The 24,022-nt window shown below is 69.5% G+C and carries 20 protein-coding genes; 9 read left to right on the top strand and 11 right to left on the bottom strand.

What is annotated here, in order from left to right:
• Positions 1-308 precede the first annotated feature (308 nt).
• A complete protein-coding gene (locus tag ACIBCN_RS18220; protein WP_396992725.1) occupies positions 309-908 on the top strand; it encodes a PPA1309 family protein in 600 nt (199 codons plus the stop codon).
• A gap of 10 nt (positions 909-918) precedes the next feature.
• Here the strand turns inward: ACIBCN_RS18220 and ACIBCN_RS18215 are convergent, their stop codons facing one another.
• Positions 919-1,944, bottom strand: coding sequence for a PDZ domain-containing protein (locus ACIBCN_RS18215; protein ID WP_396992724.1), 1,026 nt, complete (start codon positions 1,942-1,944; stop codon positions 919-921).
• Between the two features lie 126 nt (positions 1,945-2,070).
• On the opposite strand from ACIBCN_RS18215, the gene ACIBCN_RS18210 reads away from it, so the two are divergent.
• From ACIBCN_RS18210 to ACIBCN_RS18190, 5 genes are all read left to right on the top strand, one after another.
• On the top strand, positions 2,071-3,501 hold the full coding sequence (locus ACIBCN_RS18210) for a zinc-dependent metalloprotease (RefSeq protein ID WP_396992723.1): 1,431 nt from the start codon (positions 2,071-2,073) through the stop codon (positions 3,499-3,501).
• An 86-nt stretch (positions 3,502-3,587) separates the two neighbouring features.
• A complete protein-coding gene (locus ACIBCN_RS18205; RefSeq protein WP_396992722.1) occupies positions 3,588-4,493 on the top strand; it encodes a hypothetical protein in 906 nt (301 codons plus the stop codon).
• Positions 4,494-4,570: 77 nt separating this feature from the next.
• Entirely contained in the window at positions 4,571-5,914 is a 1,344-nt protein-coding gene (locus ACIBCN_RS18200) for an ABC1 kinase family protein (protein WP_396992721.1), read from the top strand.
• Positions 5,915-6,114: 200 nt separating this feature from the next.
• Complete coding sequence (locus ACIBCN_RS18195) at positions 6,115-6,471, top strand: SSI family serine proteinase inhibitor (RefSeq protein WP_396992720.1); 357 nt, start codon at positions 6,115-6,117, stop codon at positions 6,469-6,471.
• A 154-nt stretch (positions 6,472-6,625) separates the two neighbouring features.
• Positions 6,626-7,234, top strand: a complete 609-nt coding sequence (locus tag ACIBCN_RS18190; RefSeq protein WP_396992719.1) for a helix-turn-helix domain-containing protein — start codon at positions 6,626-6,628, stop codon at positions 7,232-7,234.
• Positions 7,235-7,397: 163 nt separating this feature from the next.
• Here the strand turns inward: ACIBCN_RS18190 and ACIBCN_RS18185 are convergent, their stop codons facing one another.
• From ACIBCN_RS18185 to ACIBCN_RS18175, 3 genes are all read right to left on the bottom strand, one after another.
• Entirely contained in the window at positions 7,398-7,721 is a 324-nt protein-coding gene (locus ACIBCN_RS18185) for a WhiB family transcriptional regulator (protein ID WP_396992718.1), read from the bottom strand.
• Between the two features lie 138 nt (positions 7,722-7,859).
• Positions 7,860-8,192, bottom strand: a complete 333-nt coding sequence (locus ACIBCN_RS18180) for a hypothetical protein (RefSeq protein WP_396992717.1) — start codon at positions 8,190-8,192, stop codon at positions 7,860-7,862.
• Between the two features lie 111 nt (positions 8,193-8,303).
• Positions 8,304-10,472 (bottom strand): ATP-dependent DNA helicase UvrD2, encoded by a 2,169-nt coding sequence (locus ACIBCN_RS18175; RefSeq protein ID WP_396993305.1) that lies wholly within the window; start codon positions 10,470-10,472, stop codon positions 8,304-8,306.
• A gap of 51 nt (positions 10,473-10,523) precedes the next feature.
• Here ACIBCN_RS18175 and ACIBCN_RS18170 point away from each other — a divergent pair, with 51 nt between their 5' ends.
• Positions 10,524-11,789, top strand: a complete 1,266-nt coding sequence (locus tag ACIBCN_RS18170) for a low temperature requirement protein A (protein ID WP_396992716.1) — start codon at positions 10,524-10,526, stop codon at positions 11,787-11,789.
• Here the strand turns inward: ACIBCN_RS18170 and ACIBCN_RS18165 are convergent.
• From ACIBCN_RS18165 to ACIBCN_RS18155, 3 genes are read right to left on the bottom strand one after another with little or no spacing between them, the layout of a single operon-like run.
• Complete coding sequence (locus tag ACIBCN_RS18165) at positions 11,784-12,236, bottom strand: MarR family winged helix-turn-helix transcriptional regulator (protein WP_396992715.1); 453 nt, start codon at positions 12,234-12,236, stop codon at positions 11,784-11,786. The two genes, ACIBCN_RS18170 and ACIBCN_RS18165, sit on opposite strands and share 6 nt — an antisense overlap.
• Before the next feature lie 9 nt (positions 12,237-12,245).
• Positions 12,246-12,680: an EVE domain-containing protein gene (locus tag ACIBCN_RS18160; protein ID WP_396992714.1), complete on the bottom strand. Its 435-nt coding sequence runs from the start codon at positions 12,678-12,680 to the stop codon at positions 12,246-12,248.
• On the bottom strand, positions 12,677-13,099 hold the full coding sequence (locus ACIBCN_RS18155) for a hypothetical protein (protein WP_396992713.1): 423 nt from the start codon (positions 13,097-13,099) through the stop codon (positions 12,677-12,679). The genes ACIBCN_RS18160 and ACIBCN_RS18155 overlap by 4 nt, the downstream gene beginning before the upstream one ends.
• A gap of 121 nt (positions 13,100-13,220) precedes the next feature.
• On the opposite strand from ACIBCN_RS18155, the gene ACIBCN_RS18150 reads away from it, so the two are divergent.
• Entirely contained in the window at positions 13,221-13,451 is a 231-nt protein-coding gene (locus ACIBCN_RS18150) for a mycoredoxin (RefSeq protein WP_396993304.1), read from the top strand.
• Positions 13,452-13,511: 60 nt separating this feature from the next.
• Here ACIBCN_RS18150 and nudC read toward each other — a convergent pair whose 3' ends face one another.
• Together nudC and ACIBCN_RS18140 are read right to left on the bottom strand one after the other, a co-directional pair.
• Entirely contained in the window at positions 13,512-14,414 is a 903-nt protein-coding gene (nudC, locus tag ACIBCN_RS18145; protein WP_396992712.1) for an NAD(+) diphosphatase, read from the bottom strand.
• A gap of 45 nt (positions 14,415-14,459) precedes the next feature.
• The gene (locus ACIBCN_RS18140) at positions 14,460-15,515 is read right to left on the bottom strand and encodes a potassium channel family protein (protein ID WP_396992711.1); all 1,056 of its coding nucleotides are present in this window, start codon (positions 15,513-15,515) and stop codon (positions 14,460-14,462) included.
• Between the two features lie 139 nt (positions 15,516-15,654).
• Between ACIBCN_RS18140 and ACIBCN_RS18135 the strand changes: the two genes are divergently transcribed.
• The gene (locus ACIBCN_RS18135) at positions 15,655-16,068 is read left to right on the top strand and encodes a hypothetical protein (RefSeq protein ID WP_396992710.1); all 414 of its coding nucleotides are present in this window, start codon (positions 15,655-15,657) and stop codon (positions 16,066-16,068) included.
• Here the strand turns inward: ACIBCN_RS18135 and ACIBCN_RS18130 are convergent.
• Positions 16,025-19,903 (bottom strand): UvrD-helicase domain-containing protein, encoded by a 3,879-nt coding sequence (locus tag ACIBCN_RS18130; protein ID WP_396992709.1) that lies wholly within the window; start codon positions 19,901-19,903, stop codon positions 16,025-16,027. The genes ACIBCN_RS18135 and ACIBCN_RS18130 overlap by 44 nt on opposite strands.
• A 193-nt stretch (positions 19,904-20,096) precedes the next feature.
• Positions 20,097-23,981, bottom strand: a complete 3,885-nt coding sequence (locus ACIBCN_RS18125) for an ATP-dependent helicase (protein ID WP_396993303.1) — start codon at positions 23,979-23,981, stop codon at positions 20,097-20,099.
• Between the last annotated feature and the right edge of the window lie 41 nt (positions 23,982-24,022).

Raw genomic sequence — 24,022 nt, 5'->3', positions numbered from 1 at the left:
AAGACTCGCTCCGTGGGGGCTGGTTGGGTTCGGGCGGGAACGGCTATGGGTCCTAATTTGGGGAGGTTGGAGCGAAGCGACGGGCTCGGTGATTACGAAGCGGCGGGTTCCGGGCTGGCCACGAACGGTCGCTCGTAAGACTCGCTTCGTGGGGGCTGGTTGGGTTCGGTGGGAGCGGCTATGGCTACTAGTCGGGAGCGGTTAGGGCTCCTAATTCGGGGGAGGTTGGTGGGAAGCGGCGGGGTTGGTGATTACGAAGCGGCGGGTTTGGTGATTGCCGCGGGGGGCCGTTTGATTGGATGTTCTCCGTGACCCCCGCAGATCTGCACGCCGAACTCGTCCTCGCCCGCTCTGTTCGCGAGGTCGCCGAATTCGTCGACGTCGAAGGGTGGGGTAGACCGCCGCAGATGTTTGCGCTGGTTCCTACCGCCGACCTGGTGGCGGCCCAGCCTGAGCTGCTCGAAGAGATTGACGAGGCGGCTGAGCTCACTCCTGTTGCGCAGGAACTGTTTCCGGACGACATCACCGGGGGGTCGGTGGCGCTGGACGAGTTCCTTGCGACCACCAGTTGGCCGCCGGCCGTGCAGGGCTGCGTGCTGGTGCAGGAGATCGTGGTGCTGCCGCCGGATGCCGAATCCACCCTGGACGAGGCGCTGGTGCCGCTGCTCGCCGACCACGAGGCGGCCGACGCGGCCGCGCGCGCGGCGGCGGAGGCACATCCGGAACGGCGCGAGGCCCGGCTGTTCGCCGCGGTGCTGCGTGAGGGCGCGTCGCTGTGTCTGCTGCAGTTGCGGCCCGAGGACGACGCCGACGACTTCGGCGATATGGACCTGCGTACCTACCCGAATCTGGCGCCCAACCTGATCGACGCGTTGCACGCGACGCTGGAGTGGTCGGGGCTGGACTGATCGGCCGGGCTCAGCCGCAGCTGACGGGTTCCTTCCCCGCGTTGATGTCGTTGAGCGATTGCACGGCGCTGGTGAGGGTTTCGACCTTTACCAGGCGCAGGCCGTCGGGGGTGCGTTGCTTGGCCTCGTTGCAGTTCGCGGCGGGCACCATGAAGGTCTCCGCACCCGCGTCGCGCGCGGCCATCATCTTGTACTGGATGCCACCGATCGGGCCGACTTTACCGTCCTGATCGATGGTGCCGGTGCCCGCGACGAACTTGCTGCCGTCCAGCTCGCCGGGGGTGAGCTTGTCGATGAGCGCGAGGCTGAACATCAGACCGGCCGACGGGCCGCCGATGTCGGCGAGGTTGAAGTCGACATGCAGCGGCGGGCGCGCGCCCTCCCCCGGTGTCACGCCGAGGTAGCCCTTGTCCTTGTCGTCCGGTCGGGCGCCGAGGGTCACCTGCACGGTCTGCTCGGCGCTGTCGCGACGAATCTGCATGGTCAGCTGCGCACCCGGCGGCTGCGACGACACGGCCGTGACCACGTCCTTCGGCGCGGCGATCGGCGCGCCGTTGATGCTGATGATCTCGTCGCCGGCGTGCAGCGTGTCCTTGGCGGGGCCGTCGTCGGCCACCTTGCGCAGCAGCACGACGGTCGGCATGTTCAGGTAGTGCAGCGCCGCGACCTCGGCATTGCCCTCGGAATCCTTGAAGTCCTGCTGGTTGGACTTGTCGATCTCGTCACGCGACACCCCGGGCGGGTAGACCTCCGCGCGCGGCACCAGGCCGTGCTTGCCGCTCACCCAGAAGCCGAACGCCTCGAAGATGCTCAACCCGTCGCGCACCGACACGGTGGTCATATTGAGGTGGCCGGTGGCCGGGTCCACCTCGGTGCCGCGGACGTCGACCACCTCTTTGCCGTCGACCTTGCCGAGCGTGTTGAAGGTGGGGCCGGGGCCGAGTGCGACGAACGGCACAGTGAGCACGGTGCCGAGCGCGCCGAGCACGAGCACCGGGATCAGAGCGGCCACCAGGGTGAGGATCCGACGATTCACCTGGACCACAGTAGTGATGGCCGCCGTGGAACGGCGGTAGAGGCGGACATTCGGCGTTCCCGCGCGTTCCCGGTTTCGCGCCGCGCGAACATCAACTGCCTGCACTGGACGCGTAACGTGAACCATATGAGTGACGTCCCCTTCGGATTTTCGAACCGCGACGACGACGACCGCAAGCGCGGTGACGAACCGGGCGGTCCCGAGTCGAACAACCCGTTCGGAGTGGGTGGACCGGGCGGCGGTTTCGATCCGTCACAGCTCGGGCAGATGTTGACCTCGCTCGGTCAGATGCTCAGCGGCATGGGGCAGCCGGGTTCGGCGCAGTCCGGCCCGGTGAACTACGACGTCGCCAAGCGGCTGGCCCGCCAGCAGCTCGGCGCGAGCGTGACCCCGGTGTCGGCGAAGACGGCGAGTGCCGTCGCCGATGCCGCGCACCTCGCCGAGCTGTGGCTCGACGGCGCGACCACCCTGCCCGCCGGCGCGAGCAAGACCGTCGCGTGGACCGCCAACGACTGGATCGAAGAGACCCTGACCACCTGGCAGCGGCTGTGCGATCCGGTGGCCCAGCAGATATCGGGCATGTGGACCGCGTCGCTGCCGGAAGAGGCCAAGGAATTCGCGGCGCCGATGGTCGGCATGCTCGGCCAGATGGGCGGCCTCGCGTTCGGCTCGCAGCTCGGCCAGGCGCTCGGCCAGCTCGCCAAGGAGGTGCTGACCTCCACCGATATCGGGCTGCCGCTGGGCCCGACCGGTACCGCCGCCCTGCTGCCCGCCGCCATCGCGGAATTCAGCGCGGGGCTCGAGCAGCCGGAGAGCGAGATCATGGTGTTCCTCGCGGCCAGGGAGGCCGCGCATCAGCGGCTGTTCGGGCACGTGCCGTGGCTGCGCCAGCAGGTGCTCGCGGCGGTCGAGGACTACGCGCGCGGCATCCGGATGGACTTCTCCGCGCTGGAGGAAGCCGCCCAGGGCATCGACCCGACGGCGTTGACCGATCCGGGCAAGCTCGAGGAGATCCTGTCGCAGGGCACGTTCGAGCCGCAGACCACGCCGGAACAGAAGCAGGCGCTGGAACGACTGGAGACGCTGCTCGCGTTGATCGAGGGCTGGGTCGAGGTCGTGGTCACCGATGCCGTCGGTGACCGGCTGCCCGGCGCGGGCGCGCTGGCCGAGACGCTGCGTCGGCGGCGGGCCACCGGTGGTCCGGCCGAGCAGACGTTCGCGACCCTGGTCGGGCTGGAGCTGCGGCCGCGCAAGCTGCGTGAGGCGGCCGCGTTGTGGCGCAGGCTCACCAGTGACGCGGGCGTGGAGAAGCGCGACGGCGTCTGGGCGCACCCGGACCTGCTGCCCGACTCCAACGACCTGGACTCCCCCGCCGGATTCATCGATTCGGTGATCGGCGGCGGCACCACCGCGTTCGACGATCCGCTGGCGCAGCTTGCGGAGACCGAGGCGCGGGAAAAGGCCGAGCGAGACAAGTCCGACGAGGCCGCCGAACGACGCGCGGACGGCGGTGAGTCCGGCCCGGACCTGGGCAAGGACAGCGGCACGTCCGCTTGATTGTCCTGTTGGTAGTGCCGAATCCCTGTGGATAACTAGGGGATTCGGCACCGGCCGGACAGCGCGGGTTGCGCATACTGCCCGGCATGACATCACTGTGTCGCGGCCCGATGCTGCCCCCGCAGATCACCGTGCTGGTGCGCCCGTCCGGCACCGTACAACTCGGCTGGCACCCCGAGACCGCGTTGCTGCTCGACGCCGCCGGTCTCGACGCCGACACCGTGCTCGCCTTCCTACGCCTGCTGGACGGGACCCAGACCCGGCCCCAAATCGTCTGGCGCGCCGGCGAATGCGGCGTCGAGCCGGATCTCGCGGTGGCGCTGCTCGATGTGCTCGACGAGGCCGGGCTGCTCGAACATCCCGAGGATCGCGGCGGACGGATCAGGTCGGTGCGGGTGCACGGGCTCGGGCCGATGTCCGACGCGATCGCCGCGGGGCTGCGCAAACTCGGTGTCCGGCCGAGCCGTTCGCGCGACTACCGTCCGCACGCGGCGCCGGTGTCCGGCTGGCAGGCCGACCTGGTGGTCTTGGCCGACACGATGATCGCCGACCCGGGGCTCATCGACGATCTGGTGCGGCATCGGATCGCGCACCTGCCGGTGCGGATCCGCGACGGCCGCGGCGTGATCGGCCCGCTGGTGCTGCCCGGTGCGACCAGTTGCCTGCGCTGTGCCGACCTGCTGCGCGCCGACAACGATGCCGACTGGCCGCACTTGGCCGCGCAGTTGCTCGGCCGGGTCGGGCACGCGTCCCCGGCCAAGATCGCGGCCACCGCCGCACTCGCGGTCAGCGAGGTGGAGGACATCCTGGCGCTGTCGGCCCGGCGAAAGCTGGCCACGTTGGATGCGACTCTCGAATTGGACCTGGCCGCGCATCTGCTCGGTCGGCGGCGGTGGCCGCGCCACGCGGACTGCGATTGCCGGCGAATTCCCGCTGGGCTCACCGCATGTCGAGGCCGCCCTCGATTGCCCGCGCGATCGGAGACCGAGTGATCGGGGTCACTCCCGCGGGCAGGGTCGATTCAAGATTGCCATGGCTAAGTGGTGGTTCCTTCCGCCATGATGGGTACGTGTCTGAGATTGTGCGCCGTCGCTCGTCCCGTAACGCCAAGTTGGCCAAGATTCCGCTCGGTATCGCCGGGCGGGCCGCCGTGGGGTTCGGGAAGAAGCTGGCGGGCGGCGACCGGACCGAGATCAACGCGCAGCTGAACCAGAAGGCCGCTGAGCAGCTGTTCACCGTGCTCGGCGAGCTCAAGGGCGGCGCGATGAAGTTCGGGCAGGCACTCAGCGTGATGGAGGCCGCGGTCCCCGAGGAGTTCGGCGAGCACTACCGCGAGGCACTGACCAAACTGCAGGCCGCCGCGCCGCCGATGCCCGCCGAGACCGTGCATCGGGTGCTCGACCAGCAGCTCGGCACCCAGTGGCGGGAGCGGTTCCGGGAGTTCGACGACAGCCCGGCCGCGTCGGCCAGCATCGGGCAGGTGCACAAGGCGGTGTGGTCGGACGGGCGCACCGTCGCGGTGAAGGTGCAGTACCCCGGCGCCGACGAGGCGTTGCGCGCGGACCTCAAGACGCTGAACCGGATGACCGGGCTGCTCGCGTCGGTCATCCCCGGCGCCGACGTCAAGCCGATCCTGGCCGAGATCACCGAGCGCACCGAGGAAGAGCTCGACTACCGCAACGAGGCCACCAACCAGCGCGCCTTCGCCAAGGGTTTCGACGGGCACCAGGAGATCGTGGTGCCCAAGGTGGTGGCCAGCGCGCCGAAGGTGATTGTCACCGAATGGCTCGACGGCACCGCGGTCTCCTCGATCATCAAGGCGGGCGCCGAGGATCCCGAAGGCACCCGCGAGCTGCGCAACCGGGTCGCCGGACTGATGGGCCGCTTCCACTTCTCCTCCCCCGAGACGGTCGGCCTGCTGCACGCCGACCCGCACCCGGGCAACTTCATGATGCTCGCCGACGGCAAGCTCGCCGTCATCGACTTCGGCGCCTGCGCGCCGATGCCGAACGGCTTCCCCGTGGTACTCGGCCGGATGCTCGCGCTCGCGGTCGAGGAACGCTTCGCCGAACTCACCGCGCTGATGTACGACAACGGCTGGGTCATCCCTGGCCGCACCGTCACGCACAAGGAGATCGCCGACTACCTGCGTCCCTTCACCGACCCGATCAAGTCCGACTCGTTCCACTTCACCCGCAAGTGGATGCAGCGGGTCGCCGGCAAGGCCTCCGACATCTCCAGCCAGGAGATGAAAACCGCACGCGCCCTGCAACTCCCGGCCGAATACGTGATGATCTTCCGCGTCCTCGGCGGCTCCGTCGGCATCCTCGCCCAGCTCGACGCCGAACTGCCCTTCATGGAACTGGTGCGCACCTGGATGCCCGGTTTCCGCGAGGAGCGCACCGTCAGCTGAGCCATCCGGCCTGTCGTCGGCGTAGGCAGCGCGATCGGCGAGACCCAGCCGGGCGACGCCAATTGCGCGGAGCGGAGTGGTTGGTCGATTAGCCTCGTCTCAGGTCGGATCGGCTCCGTCTACGAAGGGTGATGGCCATGGCGCGCACCGGTCGGATTGTCGGTGTTTCGATCAGTGCGGCGGTGCTGCTCGGATCATCGGTGGCCGCGCCGGTCGACGCCGCGACCGACAAGGATGCGCAGTCGGTGGTGTCGCTCTCGGTGGGGCCGGGGGTATCGGTCGAGGTGGTCGACAAGCGCGTGGTCAGCTTGATTTGCGCGCCGACGATCGGCGGGACCCATCCGAAAGCCAAGGAGGCCTGTAAGAACCTGGAGGCGGCCGACGGAAACATCCGCGAACTCGCGGATTTCACTGTGCCGCCGCTGTGTTCGCAGGATTTCGATCCCGTCGTCGCCACCATCGACGGTGTCTGGCGCGGGCAGCCGATCTCCGATCATGGCTTCTTTTCCAATTCGTGCGTGTTGCGCGCGACGACGGTGTCGGTATTCGACTTCTGACGTCGGGTCGATGGCGACCGTCGGTGTTCGAGGGGGTTCTGCCCTATCAACCAGACAGAAAGCTCTGGAAGCATTGCGATCACCGTGATGTAAATACGAGATTCCGTACCTCGCTGCTGACACTGTGCGAAGCAGCGAGAGAGGTTTTGAGTAAGTGCATCAGATCGGACACGACGACCGGGCGCGGTGGCCCGGGCTCGGCAACGTCGTGCATGACCGCAGGCGGGCGGCTCGGCTGACGCTGGCCCAGCTGGCGGCGAAGACCGAATTGTCGCAGTCGTTTCTGAGCCAGCTGGAAAACGGGCGGACCAATACGAGCCTGCGCTCGTTGCAGCGCATCGCCGACGCGCTCAGCACCACGGCGACGGAACTGCTGGCGGCGGCCGACAGCACGCCGGGCTCGGTGATCGTCCGGGCGGGCGAGGGCGTGCTCGAACAGGCCGATCGGAAAAACGACGGTTCGGTGCGCTCGCTGGTGCACGGGCCGAGGAAACTGCGCGCGCTCGAGTTCACCGGCGGCACCGACCGCGGCGAGCGTGAATTCAAGCATCAGAACGACGAATTGATCTACGTGGTCTCCGGGACCATCACGGTCGCCGCCAACGGCGAACAGGTGACGCTGTCCACCGGAGACTCCTACTACTGCCCGTCGGGCGTGCGCCACCGCTGGTGGGCGCACGCCGACGACACCAGAACACTCTTGCTCGCCGTTGCCGACGGGCTGACGGTCCGCCGGGCACCCCACGGGCCACGACGAACCTGATCCCCACCCCGCATATCCCCGAAAGCACTGCACGACAACGCAAACGAGCCGCTCACCGAGCGACGGTGAGCGGTTCGTCTGCTTTCTCGTTCGTTGGCTCGGCCCGTGTCAGGACCAACCGAATCGAGCACATCGACCGGAGGGAGGGAAGTTACTTCCGGCTTCATGCCGGTACCGCGACCTTGCGCGGACGTCCGCGCGGGCGCTTGCGGGCGATGACGACCCCCTGATCGAAGATCTCGCCACCCCAGACACCCCACGGCTCACGCCGATCCATGGCCGCGGTCAAGCAGCCCCTGCGGATGGGGCAGCTGGCGCACAGCGCCTTGGCCTGCTCCAACTGGTTGGGGCTCTCGGCGAACCAGAGATCGGGATCTCCGGCTCGGCAAGGCACGGACTTGTTGCCCTCCCGGGTCCGAGTGGTCGGCGCCACGGTTTCGCATGTCACGTCAGTAGTGGCTTGTGGCCATTCCTGGGCGGTGAACACGTCGTTCTCCTTCAGCTCGTTGCAGCGGTTCGTTGTGTTGTCCGCGAAACCGGGGCCGGCTGGCTGAAGGGCCGAAAAAGATTGGCCACGGTTTCGCTTCGTGCGAGCCGTGGCCAGGAGGTCTGGGAGGGAAGTTCCCTACCTAGGTATTCGACATTTCTGTCGAGTCCTGATCACGATCGCTTGGTGTGCGGGGCGGAGGCGTGTTGCCTGCAGATCCGCCGGCTCATAACCGGCTGCTGCGGCGACGTTGACGTCTGCCGTTTCGACGACAGACGGGTGCCAGCCACCCGCACTGGGCTTGTCCAAAATGACGGTGCACATCGGGGCATGCGTGGGCGCGAGTTGCGCCTGCGTGCCGAAGACACCGATTTCGGACAGACCGATCCCCTGCAAGGCGAGGATCCCCCGGGAGGCCGACATGGGTGAATTCACCGCAACGCCGATCGCATTGAAGAATGTGATGTTCACGTCTGCCTCCCTCCTAACTCGTTGTGTCTGTTTGAACTCTGCGCGCCGGGATAACCTCCCGGTGCGTAAAACCCACCATAGGCAAGTTCGCCGGGCGGTACAACCTATTTTCTACCTGCGGTTTTGGGGTCTTGCGCGCAGCCGCGAGGCAATGATCGCGAGCACGTCGGCGCCGTACTGTTCGAGCTTCTTCGCGCCGATGCCCGCGATCGCGGCCAGCGCGGCGTCGTCACCTGGGAGTTGTTCGGCGATCGCGGTCAACGTGGTGTCGGTGAACACCACGAACTCGCGCACCTGCAACGCCTCCGCCTTCTCCGCGCGCCACTCCTGCAGAGCCGTCAGAAGTTCGGCATCGAGTTCCGCCGGGCAACGACGACAGCGGCCAAGCATAGTCGCATAGGTGCCGATGAGTGGCTTCGCACACACTCGGCAGGTCGGACGCATGCCTTTCGCCTCGACGACCGGCGTCGCGATCCTGGATGCGGGTGAATCGTCGGGGACGAGACCGTTGAGAAACCGGGACCGGCGGCGGGTGCGGCGCTTGCCTTCGCCGCGCGCCAGCGCCCAGGACAGCTGCAGATGTTCGCGTGCCCTGGTCACGCCGACGTAGAGCAGCCGACGCTCCTCCTCCAGCTTCGCCTCGTCGCCGACCGAACCGTCGTCGGCGAGCACGTGCGCGATCGGCAGCGTGCCGTCGGCCACGCCGACCAGGAACACCGCGTCCCACTCCAGCCCCTTGGCGGCGTGCAGCGAGGCGAGCGTGACGCCCTGCACGGTCGGTGGGTGCCGCGCCTCGGTACGGGCGGCCAACTCGCGCAGCAGGCCGGGCAGGTCGAGCTGGTCGTCGTGGCTGACCAGTTCCTCGGTCAGGCTGACCAGCGCGACGAGCGAGGACCATTTCTCCCGGGCCTGCGCGCCGACGGGCTCTTCCGTGGTGAGGCCGACCGGCGCCAGCACCGCGCGGACCAGGGTGACCAGCGCGGCACCGCTGCGTGCCTCGGCGGGCAGGTCGTCGCGCGAGGCGGCCTGCCGCAGGACCGAAACGGCCTGCCTGACCTCGGCCCGCGAGAAGAATCCCTCGCCGCCGCGCACCTGGTAGGCGATGCCGCGCTCGGTGAGCGCCTGCTCGTAGCTCTCGGACTGCGCGTTGATCCGGTAGAGCACGGCGATCTCGGCGGCGGGTGTGCCCGCGTCGATCAACCGTTTGATCGACTTCGCTACCGCGGCGGCCTCGGCCGGGCCGTCGTCGTATTCGGCGAAGACCGGCTCGGGTCCGTCCGGGCGCTGGCCGATGAGCTGCAGCCGGGTGCCGGCGATACGCCCGCGCGCCACGCCGATCACCCGGTTGGCCAGCGAGACCACCTGCGGGGTCGAGCGATAGTCGCGTTCCAGCCGGACCACGGTGGCGTCGGGGAAGCGGCGGGAGAAGTCGAGCAGATAGCCGGGGGTAGCGCCGGTGAACGAGTAGATCGTCTGGTTCGCGTCGCCGACCACGGTCAGGTCGTCGCGCTCGCCGAGCCAGGCGTCGAGCACGCGCTGCTGCAACGGGGTGACGTCCTGGTACTCGTCGACCACGAAACTGCGATAGCGGCCGCGGAATTCGTCGGCCACCGCCGGATAGTCCTCCAGCGCCGCCGCGGTGTGCAGCAACAGATCGTCGAAGTCGAGCAGCAGACCGTCCGGCGTGGCCTTGAGCTTCTCGTACCCCGCGTACACCTCGGCCACCCGCAGCGCGTCGTACGGCGTCTCGCGGCGCTGCTTGGCCACCGCCGCCGGATAGTCCTCCGGCGCGATGAGCGAGGCCTTCGCCCATTCGATCTCGCTGAGCAGGTCGCGCACGCTGTCGGTGGCCGAGGAGAGCCCGGCCCGGTTCGCCGCCTGCGCGACGATCGGGAACTTGCCGTCGATCAGCCGCCACGGCACATCGCCGACGATCTGCGGCCAGAAGTATTTGAGCTGGCGCAGCGCGGCCGCGTGGAAGGTGCGCGCCTGCACCTGGTTCGCGTCGCCGCCGAGCCCGAGCGCGCGCAGCCGATTGCGCAACTCCCCCGCCGCCCGCGCGGTGAAGGTGACCGCGAGCACCTGGTCGGCCTTCACATGTCCCGCGGACACCAGATGCGCGATCCGATAGGTAATGGTCCTGGTCTTGCCGGTGCCCGCCCCCGCGAGTACGCACACCGGACCCCGTGGCGCGCGCACGGCGGCGGCTTGTTCGGGGTCGAGTGAATCCAGCTCGGGGCCGGTCGGTTGGTGCGTACTGGTAGACGACACGGCAACCATCATGACAGTGCCCGCCGACAACTCTCGCCGCGCGCGCAATACTGTCCCCTCGTGGCACACGACACGCCGTCGACCGACGCGCAACCGACCGACCGGCACGCGACCTGGATGGAGCTGTTCTTCGACCTCGTCGCGGTCGCAGGCATCGGTCAGCTCACCCATCTGCTGCATCGCGGCCCCTCGCTCGGCGACTTCGCCCTGTACGTCCTGCTCTACCTGGCTTTTTGGACGGTCTGGGCGTGCATCATGCTGTACGGCAACATCGCCCGCGATCACACCAGGATCTATCTGATGCTCGGGGCGATGCTCGGCCTCGGCGTGATGGCGGCGGCGGTCACCGGCATCCCGGACCGGCACGCGACCACGTTCGCGGCGGTCTACGTGCTGGTGCGCATGGTGGCCGCGCAGGTATGGGGGCGCGGCAGGCTGATGGTCGACTGGCCGATCACCCAGCTGTCCATCGGCGTGCTGCCGTGGATCGCCTCGCTCTGGGTGCCCGAACCGTGGAAGTACTGGCTGTGGGCGCTCGGCCTCGCCCTGGATCTGTGGCTGATGTTCGCGCTGACCGGCGAACAGATGATGGCGGGCGCACAGGAGGCGATCGACCGCCGGGTGCGCAACTCGCGCCGCTTCAAGGGGATCGAGCCGCCGAAAGTCAAGGCGCTGCACACCAATCCGGCGCATCTCGGCGAGCGGCTCGGCCTGTACGTGATCATCGTGCTCGGTGAGGGTGTCATCGCGGTGATCGGCGCGGTGGGTGGGGTGACGTGGAATGTGCAGGTGCTCGCCCTCGGCTTCGGTGCGTTCGTGGTGCTGGCGAGCATGTGGGCATTGACCCTGCTGTACGGCTTCGTGCCGCGCCTGATGACGGGTGCGGAGTCGGACGGGTCGATACCGAGGCAGCACGTCATGGCCATGCACTGCTGGGTCACCGGCGCGATCGCCACGATCACGGCCGGTCTCGGGCTGGCCGTCGAACACGCGCAGGGACACGTCTCCACCGGCATCGGCTGGTCGCTGGCCGGCGGTGCGTCGGCGTATTTCATCATCACCGGGCTCGGTGGCGCGCGCAGCGGGGCCGGGTGGCGCTGGGTGCTGACCTGGCCGCTGCCGTGTGCGGTGCTCGCGGTGGTGCTCGGCGCCTTCGGACCGCGTATCGGGGCGCTCGGCCTGGTGTACGGGGTTGTGGCCCTGTGCCTTTGGGCGCTGCTGTGCCAGACGCACGCCGCGGGTCAATGGGGCGCCGGATCCGGTCCCGACCGGCCACGCCGGACGCCGTGGCCGCACCACGGCCTCGGGATCGACGAGGTCTTATAGCCGCCGCAGGCTGCGTAGGTCGGTGGCGAACTGCCCGGTCCGCGTGCCGAGCGGGCCGAAGAACTCGCGATCGCAGGCCTCCACCACGACCACCGCCCGATTCGCCAGTGCCGCACCGGCTTCGGTGGGCACCAGCGACTTCGCCCGCCGATCGCTCGGGTGATCGCGGCGCTCGACCAGGCCTTTCTGTTCGAGCGCGCGCAACACCTGGGAGGTCATCATCGGGTCGGTGGCGGCCTGCGCGGCGAGGTCGCGCTGCATCACCGGGTCGCCTGCCACCGTGAGGTAGGTGAGCGAGGCGAGCAGCACGAACTGCACGTGGGTGAGGTCGAACGGCGCGAGCGCCGCGCGCTGTGCCGCCTGCCACCGATTGGTCACCTGCCAGAGCAACAATCCAGGACTTTCGTCGGCCTGCTCGAACTCGGTGCGTAGCCCCTCATTCCTCATCGGCCTCCCTCACTCGCCGGTCATCGCTTTCGCGATCACCGCATGATCGTGTGCGGTGAGTTCTATCAGGCCGCGCCGCAAAACCATTCCCCAGTTCGGTGAGCTGGTCAGATCGAGCTCGTCGCGCAGCTCGTCGATCGCCGTCTCCTTGGCCTCGGTCCGGTAGCTGACCGACCGGCGCCACGGCTGGAAGCAGCCGCCGTCCGGCAGCTCGACCGGGTCGGCCTGCCAGGCGGGGCGGTCATCGATGATGCCGATCGCGGTGAACGCGCGGACCTGAGCGCCGGAGCGGATGCCCTCGCGCGGCGAGTAGTAGATGAGCGTGTCGCCGGGCTGCATGCGTTCGACGGACGTGCGCTTGCCGTGATTGGCCTGCGCGAAGCCGAGTTCGACGCCGCGCAGCACGTGCTCCTTGGACACCACACCCAACCAATACCTGGTCATGCCCGCACCCCCTCGGCGACGACGATGAGCGCGTCGAGGTCGGGCCGCACCGACTTGGCGAGGTCGCCGCCCATCACCTTGGTCCAGAGCCAGCGCAGCGGTCCGTCGATCGAGACGGTGACGCTGATCGTGGTCCGGCCATCGGCCTCGGTGATCTGGTGGTCGAAGGTGAGCCGGGCGCCGATGAGCTTGGAGACGTCGACGAATTCGGTGTCGTTGAGCCGCTCGACGACGAACGGCACCTTCGGCCCGCCCTTCGGCTTCAACGTCCCCGTGGCGCCCTGGACGAACGGGCCGTCGAGTCGAACCCATTCGGTGTCGTTGTTCCATTCCGGCCAGGTGGCCATGTCCGCCCACTTGGCGAAGAAGGCGGCGGCTGGTGCGGTCGAGCTGGCTTGCGCGTTGGCAATGATCGTCATGGGATTAGTATGCGCGCTTACTAAAATCAACGCAAGAGGTAGCGGAAAAAGACTTGACTGGAACACCGGCGACCTGATCGGCGTTGCACAATCCGTGACTGACGCGACGCCCGACCTGACGATGTACTCGACCACCTGGTGCGGCTACTGCCGCAGGCTGAAGAAGCAGCTGGACGAGTCCGGTATCAGCTACATCGAGATCGACATCGAACAAGATCCGGCATCGGCCGAGTTCGTGGGCAGCGTCAACGGTGGCAACCATGTGGTGCCGACGGTGAAATTCTCGGACGGCTCGACCGCGACCAACCCGACCCTGGTTGCCGTCAAGCAGGCGCTGGCCGCACTGGCCTGATCACCACGTAGTTCCGTCCCTCCGCGCGGGCCGACCGGCCCGCAGCGGACTTTTTCGCGCTCAGTCGAGCGCGGCCCAGGACTCCATGATGGTGCGGGCGATGGAGATGGAACCCGGCAGCAACAGGCGCGCGCCCGTGCCCTGCGCCGACCAGTCACCGGCGTTCAACGCCTCGCGCACCTCCGCGCGGCTGAACCAGTGCGCCTCGGCGATCTCACCGTCGGAAAAGACCAGCGGCTGCGCCGGATCGCCGACCGCGGCGAACCCGAGCATCAGCGACCGGGGGAACGGCCACGGCTGACTGCCCAGGTAGTTGATGTCGCGCACATCGACGCCGACCTCTTCCTTGATCTCCCGCTCGACGCACCGCTCCAGCGACTCGCCCGCCTCGACAAACCCGGCGAGCAGCGAGAACAGCGTCTCCGGCCAGCTGTGCTGCCGCGCGAGCAGCACCTGGTCGCCACCGTCGTGGATCAGGCAGATGACCGCGGGGTCGATCCGCGGGAACTCCTCGTAGCCGCCTTCGGTCACCCGCGACCAACCGGCCTTGCTCAGCGTGGTCACCGTGCCGTCGGCGCTGTTGAATCCGGCCTTGTCGTGCCAGTTCAGCAGGGCGACCGCGGTGGAGAGGACGGCCGCGGTGAGATCGTCGACCGTGTTCGACATGCCGCGCAGGTCGGTCAGCGAGCCCTGCAGCTCCCGGTCGCGCACGGCCCACAGGTGGGTGCCGCCGTCGATACCGAGGAACACCGCCTCGGGACTCGGCTCGGGCGCGAGGTCGATCGCCTTGTCCAGGACGAGCGCGCCGTCTTCGTATCTGACCTGGCCGCGGGCGTTCACCCGCAGCAGCTTGGCGTCGCGCCAACCCTCCTGGAGAGCCTGCGCGTCGGCCCGCGTCTCCTCGGCGCGATCGAGCACAGGACGGGACAGCAAGGGAACACCATTGAGCTGAAAGACCGGCACCCACCGAGACTATCGCGCCGTACCCCCGGCGCCCCTCGCGCGGCCTTACTTGGCCGCGCGGCGGATGTAGAGCAGCTTGTCCCCCGCCTCGAGCGAGTCGACCTCCGGCTCGCCCACCCTGGCCAGCACGCCGGCCCGCACCACACCGAGCACGATGTCGCCCAGATGCCGTGGCGAGCCACCGATTTCGGTGGACTCCACCTCGCGCTCGGCGATCGCGAACCCCTCCTCCGGGGTGAGCAGGTCTTCCATCATCTCGACCACCGACGGCGTGGTCGTCGCGATGCCGAGCAACCGGCCCGCGGTCTCCGAGGAGACCACCACCGAGTCGGCGCCGGACTGGCGGACCAGATGGGTGTTCTCCGCCTCGCGAATCGAGACCACGATCTTGGCGCTCTTGGTGAGCTCGCGGGCGGTGAGGGTGACCAGCACCGCGGTGTCGTCCCGATTGGTCGCGACCACCACCGAGGACGCGTTCTGCACGCCGGCCAGCCGCTGCACGTCGGATTGGGTCGCCGAACCGTGCACCGTCACCAGGCCCGCGTTGGCGGCCGCGTCCAGCGCGACGACATCGGTGTCCACCACCACGATGTCGGCGGGCTGCACGTTGTCGCCGAGCATGGCGTCGATCGCGGTACGGCCCTTCGTGCCGTATCCGACGACCACGGTGTGATTGCGCACGCTGTGCCTCCATCGCTGAATCTTGAAAGCCTGCCGGGACCGTTCCGTCAGCACGCCGAGGGTGGTACCGACGAGAACGATGAGGAAGAGGATGCGCAGCGGGGTGATGATGACGATGTTCACCAGCCGGGCCTCGGCCGTCACCGGGGCGATATCGCCGTAACCGGTGGTGGACAGCGACACCGTCGCGTAATAGAACGCGTCGAGGAAGCCGAGCGGGTCGCCCGCGTTGTCGTGGTAGCCGTCGCGGCCGACGTAGACCACCAGGGCCGCGGCGAACAGCAGCGCGACCGCGAACAGCACCCGGCGCGACAGCGAAATCCACGGGCTGCTCTGGACTTCCGGGATGCGCAGCACGCCGACCAGGGCGAAATGCGGGCGATTCGACAGCCCGAGCGTGCGCGCTCGATCACCGAACACCGGACGCACCCGCCCTGATATTTCTCGTGCCGGATGTCTCCGGCATTGCTTGTCCCGCCAGCACAGCACGGGAGCCTACCTGCTGCCCGCGCTACCACCCGGCCTCGACGCGAACACCCGATGAATGCAAAGGTGCCTCATGGCAGAAAACGCACTCGCCCCCGTCCGCAACTCCGGGCGACGGCCCGCATTGGCCCTCGCCGCCCTGTTGTTCGGCAGTGGGGTGCTGCATTTCGTCATGCCGAAGCCCTTCGATTCGATCGTGCCGAAGGCCCTGCCCGGCGAGCCGAGGAACTACACCTACGCCTCGGGCGTCGCCGAGCTCGGCGTCGCCGCCGCGCTGGCGCTCCCGCGGACCCGCGGCCTCGGCGGGCGGCTGGCCGCGCTGCTGTTCCTCGCGGTCCTCCCGGCCAACGTGCAGATGACCGTAGACACGCTCGGCAACAAGAAGGCCTCGCAGCTGTTCAAGATCGGGACGGTGCTGCGACTGCCGCTGCAGATCCCGCTGATCACCCAGGCGTTGAAGGTGAGCCGGTCGGCGCGGAATTCCTGATCAGCTCGGCCAGTTCGGCGGCCCCGGCCAGCTCGGCGGGGGCGATGGTGCGGCCGGTGCGCACGTAATGGAAAGCGGCACCGATGCGTTCGAGCATCTCCTGCTCGGGTCTGCCCTCCCTGGACGCCATCAGCCTGGCCCAGGCCAGCCGATAGACGGCGAGCTGCATGGCGACCGCGGGCTCCTCGGCGGGGGTCGGCTCGGCGCCGGTCTTCCAGTCGACCACGATCCAGCCGCCGCCGGGCTCGGCGAACACCGCGTCCATCCGGCCGCGAATCACGGTGCCCGCCAGGGAGGTTTCGAACGGGACCTCCACGTCGATCGGGCTACGGTTGGCCCACGAGGAATTCAGGAACGCGTCCTGCATGGCAGTCAGCTCGTCGTCGACACCCGCGTCGGCCGCGGCGCCGTCGGCCGCGCCGGGGAGTTCGTCGAGGCCGAGCAGGCGGGTGGCACCGAACCAGCGCTGCACCCAGGCGTGGAACGCGGTGCCGCGGCGGGCCAGCGGGCTCGGCGGGAACGGGAGCGGACGGCGCAGGCGGGCAGCGAGTTTCGTCGGGTCGGCGCGCATCTCCACCAGCGCGGTCGCGGCGATCTGGCCGGGCAGTTCGACCTCTTCGGCGGCGGCCTGCTCGGATTCGAATTCGGCGAGTAGGGCGTCGACGTCGGCGGCCCAGCCGTCGGGGTCGTCGGGGTCCGGTGTCGGGCCGAGCGGGTAGTCGTCGATGAATTCCGCTGCGGCAAAGGCGATGTCCTCGTCGGAGATGCGCTCGTGCATGGGGTCGGGCGGGACGGCGCCGAGGTGCGGGGGCTCGGCGGCTGCGGGACCGGGATCGTCCATGGGGTCCGGTGGCAGGGCATCGATGTCGTCCGGCGGCTCGAAGGGGTAGGGCTCGCTGAATTCGTCTGTCGCAAAGGTGGTTTCGTCGAAGAGTCCCTCGGGGGCCTGGTCGAGCGCCGAACCGGCGTCCGGTTTTCCGATGGTGACGTCTTTCGCGGAGTCTCGCGGTGCGGCGGGCTCGGCGCGGAGTTCGACAAGAGCGGCGCGCACCAGAGCGGCACCCTGTTCGATGGGGTCGCGGCGGTTGCCGAGGGGATCGCGCGGCCATTCGGCGGTGGCGGGGTTGTCCGTGAACGGGTTCACCGCGTCGTGCTCCGGTGGGTCGTCCCAGCGGGCGATGTCGACGACGCCGTCGGCCGGGCTGTCGGCGGATTCGCTGGCGTGCTTCAGTTCCAGCAGGAAGTCGGACGGGCCCTTGGGGGAGGTTCCGGTTTCCGCCCAGTGGTGCGACGAAACGAGCAGCACGCGTTCGGTTCTGGTGAGTGCGACGTAGAACAGGCGGCGCTCTTCGTCGATGCGGCGGCGTTCCAGCGCCTCCTTGTGTGACTTGATGGCGCGCTCGAGGTCGGCGCGGTCGTACAGGTCGGCCAGGTCGAGGACGGGGACGCCCTCGGCCGCGTCGTCCTGTTGGCGGTCGCCGCGCAATTTGGTCGGCAGTTCGGCGAGCGCGCCGAGCCAGGTGCCCGACGCGGTGCCCGACGGGAACACGCCGCGCACCACGTGCGGTACCGACACGATCTCCCACTCGAGCCCCTTTGCCGCGTGCACGGTCAGCACCTGCACCCGATCCTTGGCGACCTCGACTTCGCCTGGCTCCAAGCCGTTTTCGACCGACTCGGCAGCGGCGAGAAAGGACAGCAACCCGCTCAGCGCCGCACCGGAGTCGGCGGCGTACCCGGCGACCACTTCGGCGAAGGCGTCCAGATGCTCGCGCCCGGCACCGGTGCCCGACATGGCACGGCGGGCCTGCGTCTCCACGCCGACGCCGATGGTGCGCTCCACGTCGGCGACCAGCTCGGTCAGTAGCTGGCCGCTGCGTTCGCGTAATGCGCCGAGCTCCCTGCTCAGCGCCTGGATACGGGCGAAGCCGGACTCCGAATACTGTTCGCGCGGACCAGGATCGGCGATCGCGTCGGCCAAGCCCGCCTGTTCGGCAGGCTCCGGCGCCACCTCGCGCAAGGCCGCGGCCAGGGTGCTCCCGTCGGTGATCTCCGGTGCGTCACCGCTGGTGAAGCGGCTGATCGACAGGGTGCGCGCGCGGTGGGCCAGCGCCGCGATGTCGGCGACACCGATCCGCCAGCGGGCGCCGGTGAGCACCCGCATGGCCGCGCTACCGGAGCCGGGTTCGGCGATCAACCGCAGCGTGGCGACGATATCGGCGACCTCGGGTGTGGCGAGCAGGCCGCCGAGGCCGACGATCTCCACCGGCAACCCTTGCGCGCGTAGCGCTTCGGCGAGCGGGGACGCATCGGCGTTGCGCCGCACCAGCACCGCGGAGGTGGGTGGCGGCTCCCCTGCGGCACGGCGGGCCGACCATTCCTCGGCGATCCGGATGGCCAGCCACTCGCGTTCCTCGGCAACGGTTTCGGTCAAGGCCAGGGCGACAACGCCCGGCCCCGCATCGGGTTTCGCCCGCAAGGCGTCGACGGTCACGCCGCCGCCCTCGATGGCCTTGCGGCGCAACGGGTCCGCGACCAGATTCGCCAGCGCCAAGGCCTCGGGCGGATTGCGCCAACTGGTCAGCAGCGGCAGCGTCGGCGCGGGAACGCCGGGTGCCATGGGAAAGTCGGTGGCAAAGCGCGGCAGGTTCGCGGCGGACGCGCCGCGCCATCCGTAGATCGATTGCATCGGATCGCCGACCGCCGTGACGGCCAGGCGCTGTCGGCGCGATGTCGCTTCCTCCGCAACGGCATTCGCGGGCTTGGCGGTGCGCTGCCTGCCGGTTCGTTGTCGCCCGGACTCCTCGCTCATCGGCCTGACATACCGGGGCTCGGCGGCACGCGATCCACCCTGGGCGTCAGCTGACGCCGATTCGGCTCCTGCAGGGTGCTCGGCACCGGTCGTCGGATCGGCCTCCGGAGCACCACCGAACAGAGCGGCCAGCAGGACGCGTTGGGCGTGACCGGTGTCCTGGTATTCATCGAGGAGCACAAGCCGGAAGCGGGTGCGTTCAGCGGCGGCGACCTCGGGGTGTTCGGCGGCGAGGCGGGCGGCCAGGGACATCTGAGCGCCGAAATCTAGTGCGCCGCGACGGCGTAACGCGTCGGCCAGCTGCTGGACCAGCGGCAGCAAGGCGATGCGTTCGCGCTGGACCTGGAGGATGCCGAGCAGGGTCTGGCTCGGCCCGCCGCGCTGGCGTGGGCCGGGCGGCAGGGTATGCACCAGCTTTTCGAGGTCGGTGTGCGCCTCGGCCAGCTGTTCCGGCTCGACCAGATGCTCTGCGAGTTGTCCGGACAGGGCGAGGATCGCCTCGGTGACCGAGACCGGGGTGCGGTCGGTGTCCAGGTCGCCGTCCCAGGTCCGCACCACCTGGTGGGCGAGCTGCCAGAGCTGGGTCTGGGTGAGCAGCGTCGCCGAGGGTTCCACGGGCAGCAGCAGGCCGTGTTCGGTGAGCAGCCTGCCCGCGTACGAGTGGTAGGTGCTGATCTCCGGCTCCGCGCCGGACAGCTGTGCCCGCAGCTGACCGGACGGGTCGAGCTCGCGCAACAACGGCGCGCCAGCCAGCCGGGCCAGCCGGGTCCGGATGCGAGCGGTCAACTGCTGCGCGGCTTTTCGGGTGAAGGTCAGGCCGAGCACCTCATCGGGCAGCACCAGGCGGTTGGCCACCATCCACACGACCCGGGCGGCCATCGTCTCGGTCTTGCCCGCGCCCGCGCCCGCGACGACCAGTGTCGGACCGGGCGGCGCGGCGATCACCGCCGCCTGTTCGTCGGTGGGCGGCGGCAGGCCGAGTGCGTCGGCCAGTTGATGCGGCGTTACCCGCCCGCCGGTCACGGCTGCGCCTCATCGGCGTCGCACACCGACGATCCCGGGCCGCCAGGCCGCGCACGACGCCCGCGCCGGGTGGCACCGCGACGACGCCCGACATTCGAGTGCGCCGCGGCATCGATCGCGCGCTCCGGTATGACTGTGCAGCAAAGACACTCGGCCCCACAGATCGGCAGCGGTACCCGGAAGCGTTTATCCCTCACTCGTCGGTCACCTGCCTGCCGGTGTCCTGGACGGGGCAGCTGCCGGAGACCGGGCAGTGGCGGCAACCGTCGTTGCGCATGGCGAGGTAGCTCGGGCCCTGGGTGGCCGCGGCCGCGTCGTGAATGGTGTCGCGCCACTTGTCGAGTGCTTCGGGGTCGAGCGGCGGTTGCATGCGCTGGGTGGCGCCCTCCTTGCTGCTCGGCTTGGCGACATACACCAACCGGGCGCCGCCGGGTTCGCCAAGTGGGCCGGATTCACCTGCGGCCGAGCCCTGTTCGTCCGCGTCGAGGCCGGGTCCGGTCGTACCCGACTCGTCAGCAATCGACTTGTCCGCAGTCTCCGAATCGCCTGGCGCGACGTCCAATTCACCTTGGCCGGAATCCACAGCATCCGATTCGCCTGCTACGGAACCTGATTCACCCACCTCCGCACGCGCTTCCACGGTGGCCGCGTCGAGCGCACCCATCGCCGCCGCCACCTGATACGTCGCCAGCTGCGCGTGATCGACCGCCGCCTGCTTGGTGACCGGCGACTTCCCGGTCTTCACGTCCACGATCACGAAGCGGCCGAGCGCATCCCGCTCCAGCCGGTCCACCCGGCCACGAATCCGCACGGGCCGTTCGTCTTCCGTGCGCGGCGGCAGCACGCAGTCCACCGGCACCTCGACCCCGGCCTGGGTGAGTTCGCCGCGGGTGTTGCGCACCCAGGCCATGAAGGTTTCCAGCATGGTCTCGGTGCGGCGCAGCTCCTGCCGGGAATGCCAGCCGGACCCCGGATCGACCGACTGCCAGGCCTTGTCGAGCGCGGCACGCACCTGCGCCTCGGGCACCTGCCCGGCCAGCGCCTGCACCAGCGTGTGCACCAGATTGCCCTTGACGGCGTGCGGGTTGTCGCCGTCGGTGCCACCGTGCCGTTCCAGCGCCCAGCGCAGCGGGCAGGTGCGCAGCAGTTCCACGGTGGACGGCGAGAGGCCGACGGCGCTGTCGTCCTCGTCCCACAGCGTCCGCCGCGAGCTCAATTCGGCGGTGCCATACCAGTCGTCGGGATGGGTACCCGGCACGCCGGCACTGGCCAGCCGGGCCAACTGGTGCGCGGCGCGTTGCCTGCGGTCCGGGTCGGACTCGGGATCGCAGACGGCGCCACGCAATTCGGCCACCAGCGAATGCATCACCAGGGCGCGACCGGGATCGGCGATCGGCAGCGCGCCCGGTTCACCGTCTTCGTCGTGCCCGAGCAATTCGGCAAGGAACCGCGACGGCACCAGATCCCGTTCTCCCGACACCGATTCCACCGCGGTGACCAGCAACGAACGCCGCGCCCTGCTGCACGCGACCAGCAACAGCCTGCGTTCCTCGGCCAGGATCGGCGCCGCGCGGCTCACCTGTTCGCCGCCGTCGATGACACCGGCGGTCAGGTCGACCAGGTCCTCGGTGTTCAGCAGCGTGCCGCGCGCCCGCGGGTTCGGCCAAATCCCTTCCTGCACAGCGGCAACCGCGACGACATCCCATTCGCGACCCGCGGCGGCGTGCGCGCTGAGCAGGGCGACGGCCTCCTTCGGCGCGGTGCGTGGCCCCGAGCCGTTCGGAATCTCCTGCTGCAGCAGGTATTCCACGAATCCTTCGATGCTCGCGCGGGGCAGCCGGTCCACATAGCCCGCGGCGGCATCGAACAGCCCGACGGCGGCGTCGAGATCGCGGTCGGCCTGCATCCCGACGGCGCCGCCGCGTTCGGACTGCCCGACCCAGCGACGCTCCAGCCGCGATGCCGTCCACAGCGCCCACAGCACATCCTCGAGACCTGCCCCGCGACGACGCGCCTTGCGAGCCCGTGCCAACGCATCGAGCACCCGCCGCAGCGGTGCCGCCTCGACATCGGTCAGCCGATCCAGGATTCGCGAATCCCCGGCGCCGATCAGCAGATCCCGCAGCACCTCCGCGGAGGATTGATCGATGCCGTGCCGCAATTCGACGGGCTCGTCACCCGCTTCGGAACTCTCCGCGGGCTCCTCGTCGTCCGCGGCCGGTTCGGAGCTGTCGGAGTCGGGAGCGGGCTGTTCGGCTGTTTCCGCGGCCTGCTCGGCCTCGCTGCCGCGCCATTCGGAGTCTTCGGGGGTCCATTCGGGCTCTACGCCATACCAATCGGCGTCGTCGGCGTCCCGCTCGAGCGTCCCTGGACTCGGTTCAGGCAGCCCGGAACCGCGCTCCGAGCTTTCGATGATCCGTTCGGGCTCCGGCTCGCTCTCCGGCGCCGCCCGCCCGGACCGCGCCCGGTTCCGCTCGGATTCCAGCACGCTGCGCCGCACGCCACGGCGCAGCCGCCGCAGCGTGATCTGATCGGCGCCGCCGAGCGGGCCCGCGAGCAGATCCAGCGCGTCTTCCGGATCGAACGCCGACCCCTTCTCCCCCGCGAGCACCGCCCTAAGCGACAGCAGCATCCAGGCCGCACCGCGCCGCCGCGCCAACGGCGTATCCAGCGCGGGCTGCTGCACCGGCACCCCCGCCGCGAGCAGCGCACGACGCAGCGGCGGCAACGACAGCGGCACCGAGCGGACGATCACCGCCATCCGCGACCACGGCACCCCGCCGGTCAGGTGCGCGCGGCGCAGGTGGTCGGCGATGAGCGCCGCCTCCTTCGCCGGGGTGGCGAGTACCCGCACCCGCACCTCGGTGCCGTCGTCGGCCGGTTGCTCGGCCCGCTTCGGCAGCGAAAAGCGTTGCGGCGCACTGCCCGGCAACTTGGCCGCCACCCTGGCGACCGCCAGCTGCACCGGTCCGCCCGCTCGATGGTTGTCCCGCAGCACGATTCGCCGGCCGTCCGGCTCGGCCAGGTCGGCGACGAACCGCGCGTCCGCGCCGCGGAAGGCGAAGATGCCCTGATCGGGGTCGCCCGCGACGACGGTGGTGTGCGCGCTGTGCCCGATCGCCCTGACCAGGATCGCGGCCTGCGGATCGAGATGCTGCGCGTCGTCGACCAGCAGGTACCGGATCCGGGCCCGTTCGGCGGCAAGCAGATCGGCGTCACCGGCGAGCGCGTCGAGCGCGGCGCCGATCAGTTCGGCGGCATCCAGCGCGGGCGCGGTCGCCTCCGGCGCCTCGACGCCCACCGACCAGCGCAACAGCATCGTCTGCTCATACCGCACCGCGAACTTGCCCGCCGCCACCCACTCCGGTTTACCGTGCTCGCGGCCGAGGCGCACCAGATCCTCCGGACCGAGGCCGCGTTCGGTGGCGCGCAGCATCAGATCGCGCAACTGTTCGGCGAACCCACCGAGCGCGAGCGCGGGTTGCAGGCGTTGCGGCCACAGCCCGTCCGCTCCCGCCGCGATGTCGGTCAGGTCGCCGCGCAGCATTTCGCGCAGCACCGCATCCTGCTCGGCACCGGTCAGCAAACGCGGCGGCGGGTTGCCGTGCGCGGTCGCGTGTCTGCGCAGCACCGAGAAGGCGTAGGAGTGCAGGGTGCGGGCCAGCGGCTCCCTGGTCGCGCCGGGTACACCGCCCTCGAAGTCTGGGCCGGCCAGCGGCGGAGTCGACGGGGTGGGTGAGCTCAAGGGGACGGCAGGAGGCGAAGCCGACGGGGTGGGTGAACTCAAGCGGGCGGTGATGGCGTCGCGGGCGGCGCTCGCCGCCTGCTTCGAATGGGCAAGGACCAGCACGGATTCCGGATCGTCCCCCGCCGCGATGCGATCGGCCGCGAGATCGACGAGCAGGGCCGTCTTGCCCGTGCCCGGTCCGCCGAGCACCTGCCAGGGCCGCCACCCGGGACGCGTCGGACCGGCCGCCGCCGCGGCGTCGAACAGCGCGCGCACGTCGGCACCCCAGGCGCGCGGCCTGGGTGCCGCCACGTTCCGGCGAACAAGTCGCACCGCGCTATCCGATCGCACCACGCGGGCTATTGCAACAGACACGACCGACACGCCGACGG

Origin of the sequence: Nocardia sp. NPDC051052 (genome assembly GCF_044456045.1) — a bacterium.
GTDB lineage: Bacteria > Actinomycetota > Actinomycetes > Mycobacteriales > Mycobacteriaceae > Nocardia.
This window is presented reverse-complemented; position numbering and strand designations above follow the sequence as displayed.

What these genes read in the sequence shown, in the direction of transcription:
- ACIBCN_RS18155 (WP_396992713.1), bottom strand. Translation starts at nt 13,099, where the DNA reads ATGACGATCATTGCCAACGCGCAAGCCAGCTCGACCGCACCAGCCGCC.
- ACIBCN_RS18135 (WP_396992710.1), top strand. Translation starts at nt 15,655, where the DNA reads ATGGCAGAAAACGCACTCGCCCCCGTCCGCAACTCCGGGCGACGGCCC.
- ACIBCN_RS18160 (WP_396992714.1), bottom strand. Translation starts at nt 12,680, where the DNA reads ATGACCAGGTATTGGTTGGGTGTGGTGTCCAAGGAGCACGTGCTGCGC.
- ACIBCN_RS18205 (WP_396992722.1), top strand. Translation starts at nt 3,588, where the DNA reads ATGACATCACTGTGTCGCGGCCCGATGCTGCCCCCGCAGATCACCGTG.
- ACIBCN_RS18175 (WP_396993305.1), bottom strand. Translation starts at nt 10,472, where the DNA reads ATGGTTGCCGTGTCGTCTACCAGTACGCACCAACCGACCGGCCCCGAG.
- ACIBCN_RS18210 (WP_396992723.1), top strand. Translation starts at nt 2,071, where the DNA reads ATGAGTGACGTCCCCTTCGGATTTTCGAACCGCGACGACGACGACCGC.
- ACIBCN_RS18165 (WP_396992715.1), bottom strand. Translation starts at nt 12,236, where the DNA reads ATGAGGAATGAGGGGCTACGCACCGAGTTCGAGCAGGCCGACGAAAGT.
- ACIBCN_RS18150 (WP_396993304.1), top strand. Translation starts at nt 13,221, where the DNA reads ATGTACTCGACCACCTGGTGCGGCTACTGCCGCAGGCTGAAGAAGCAG.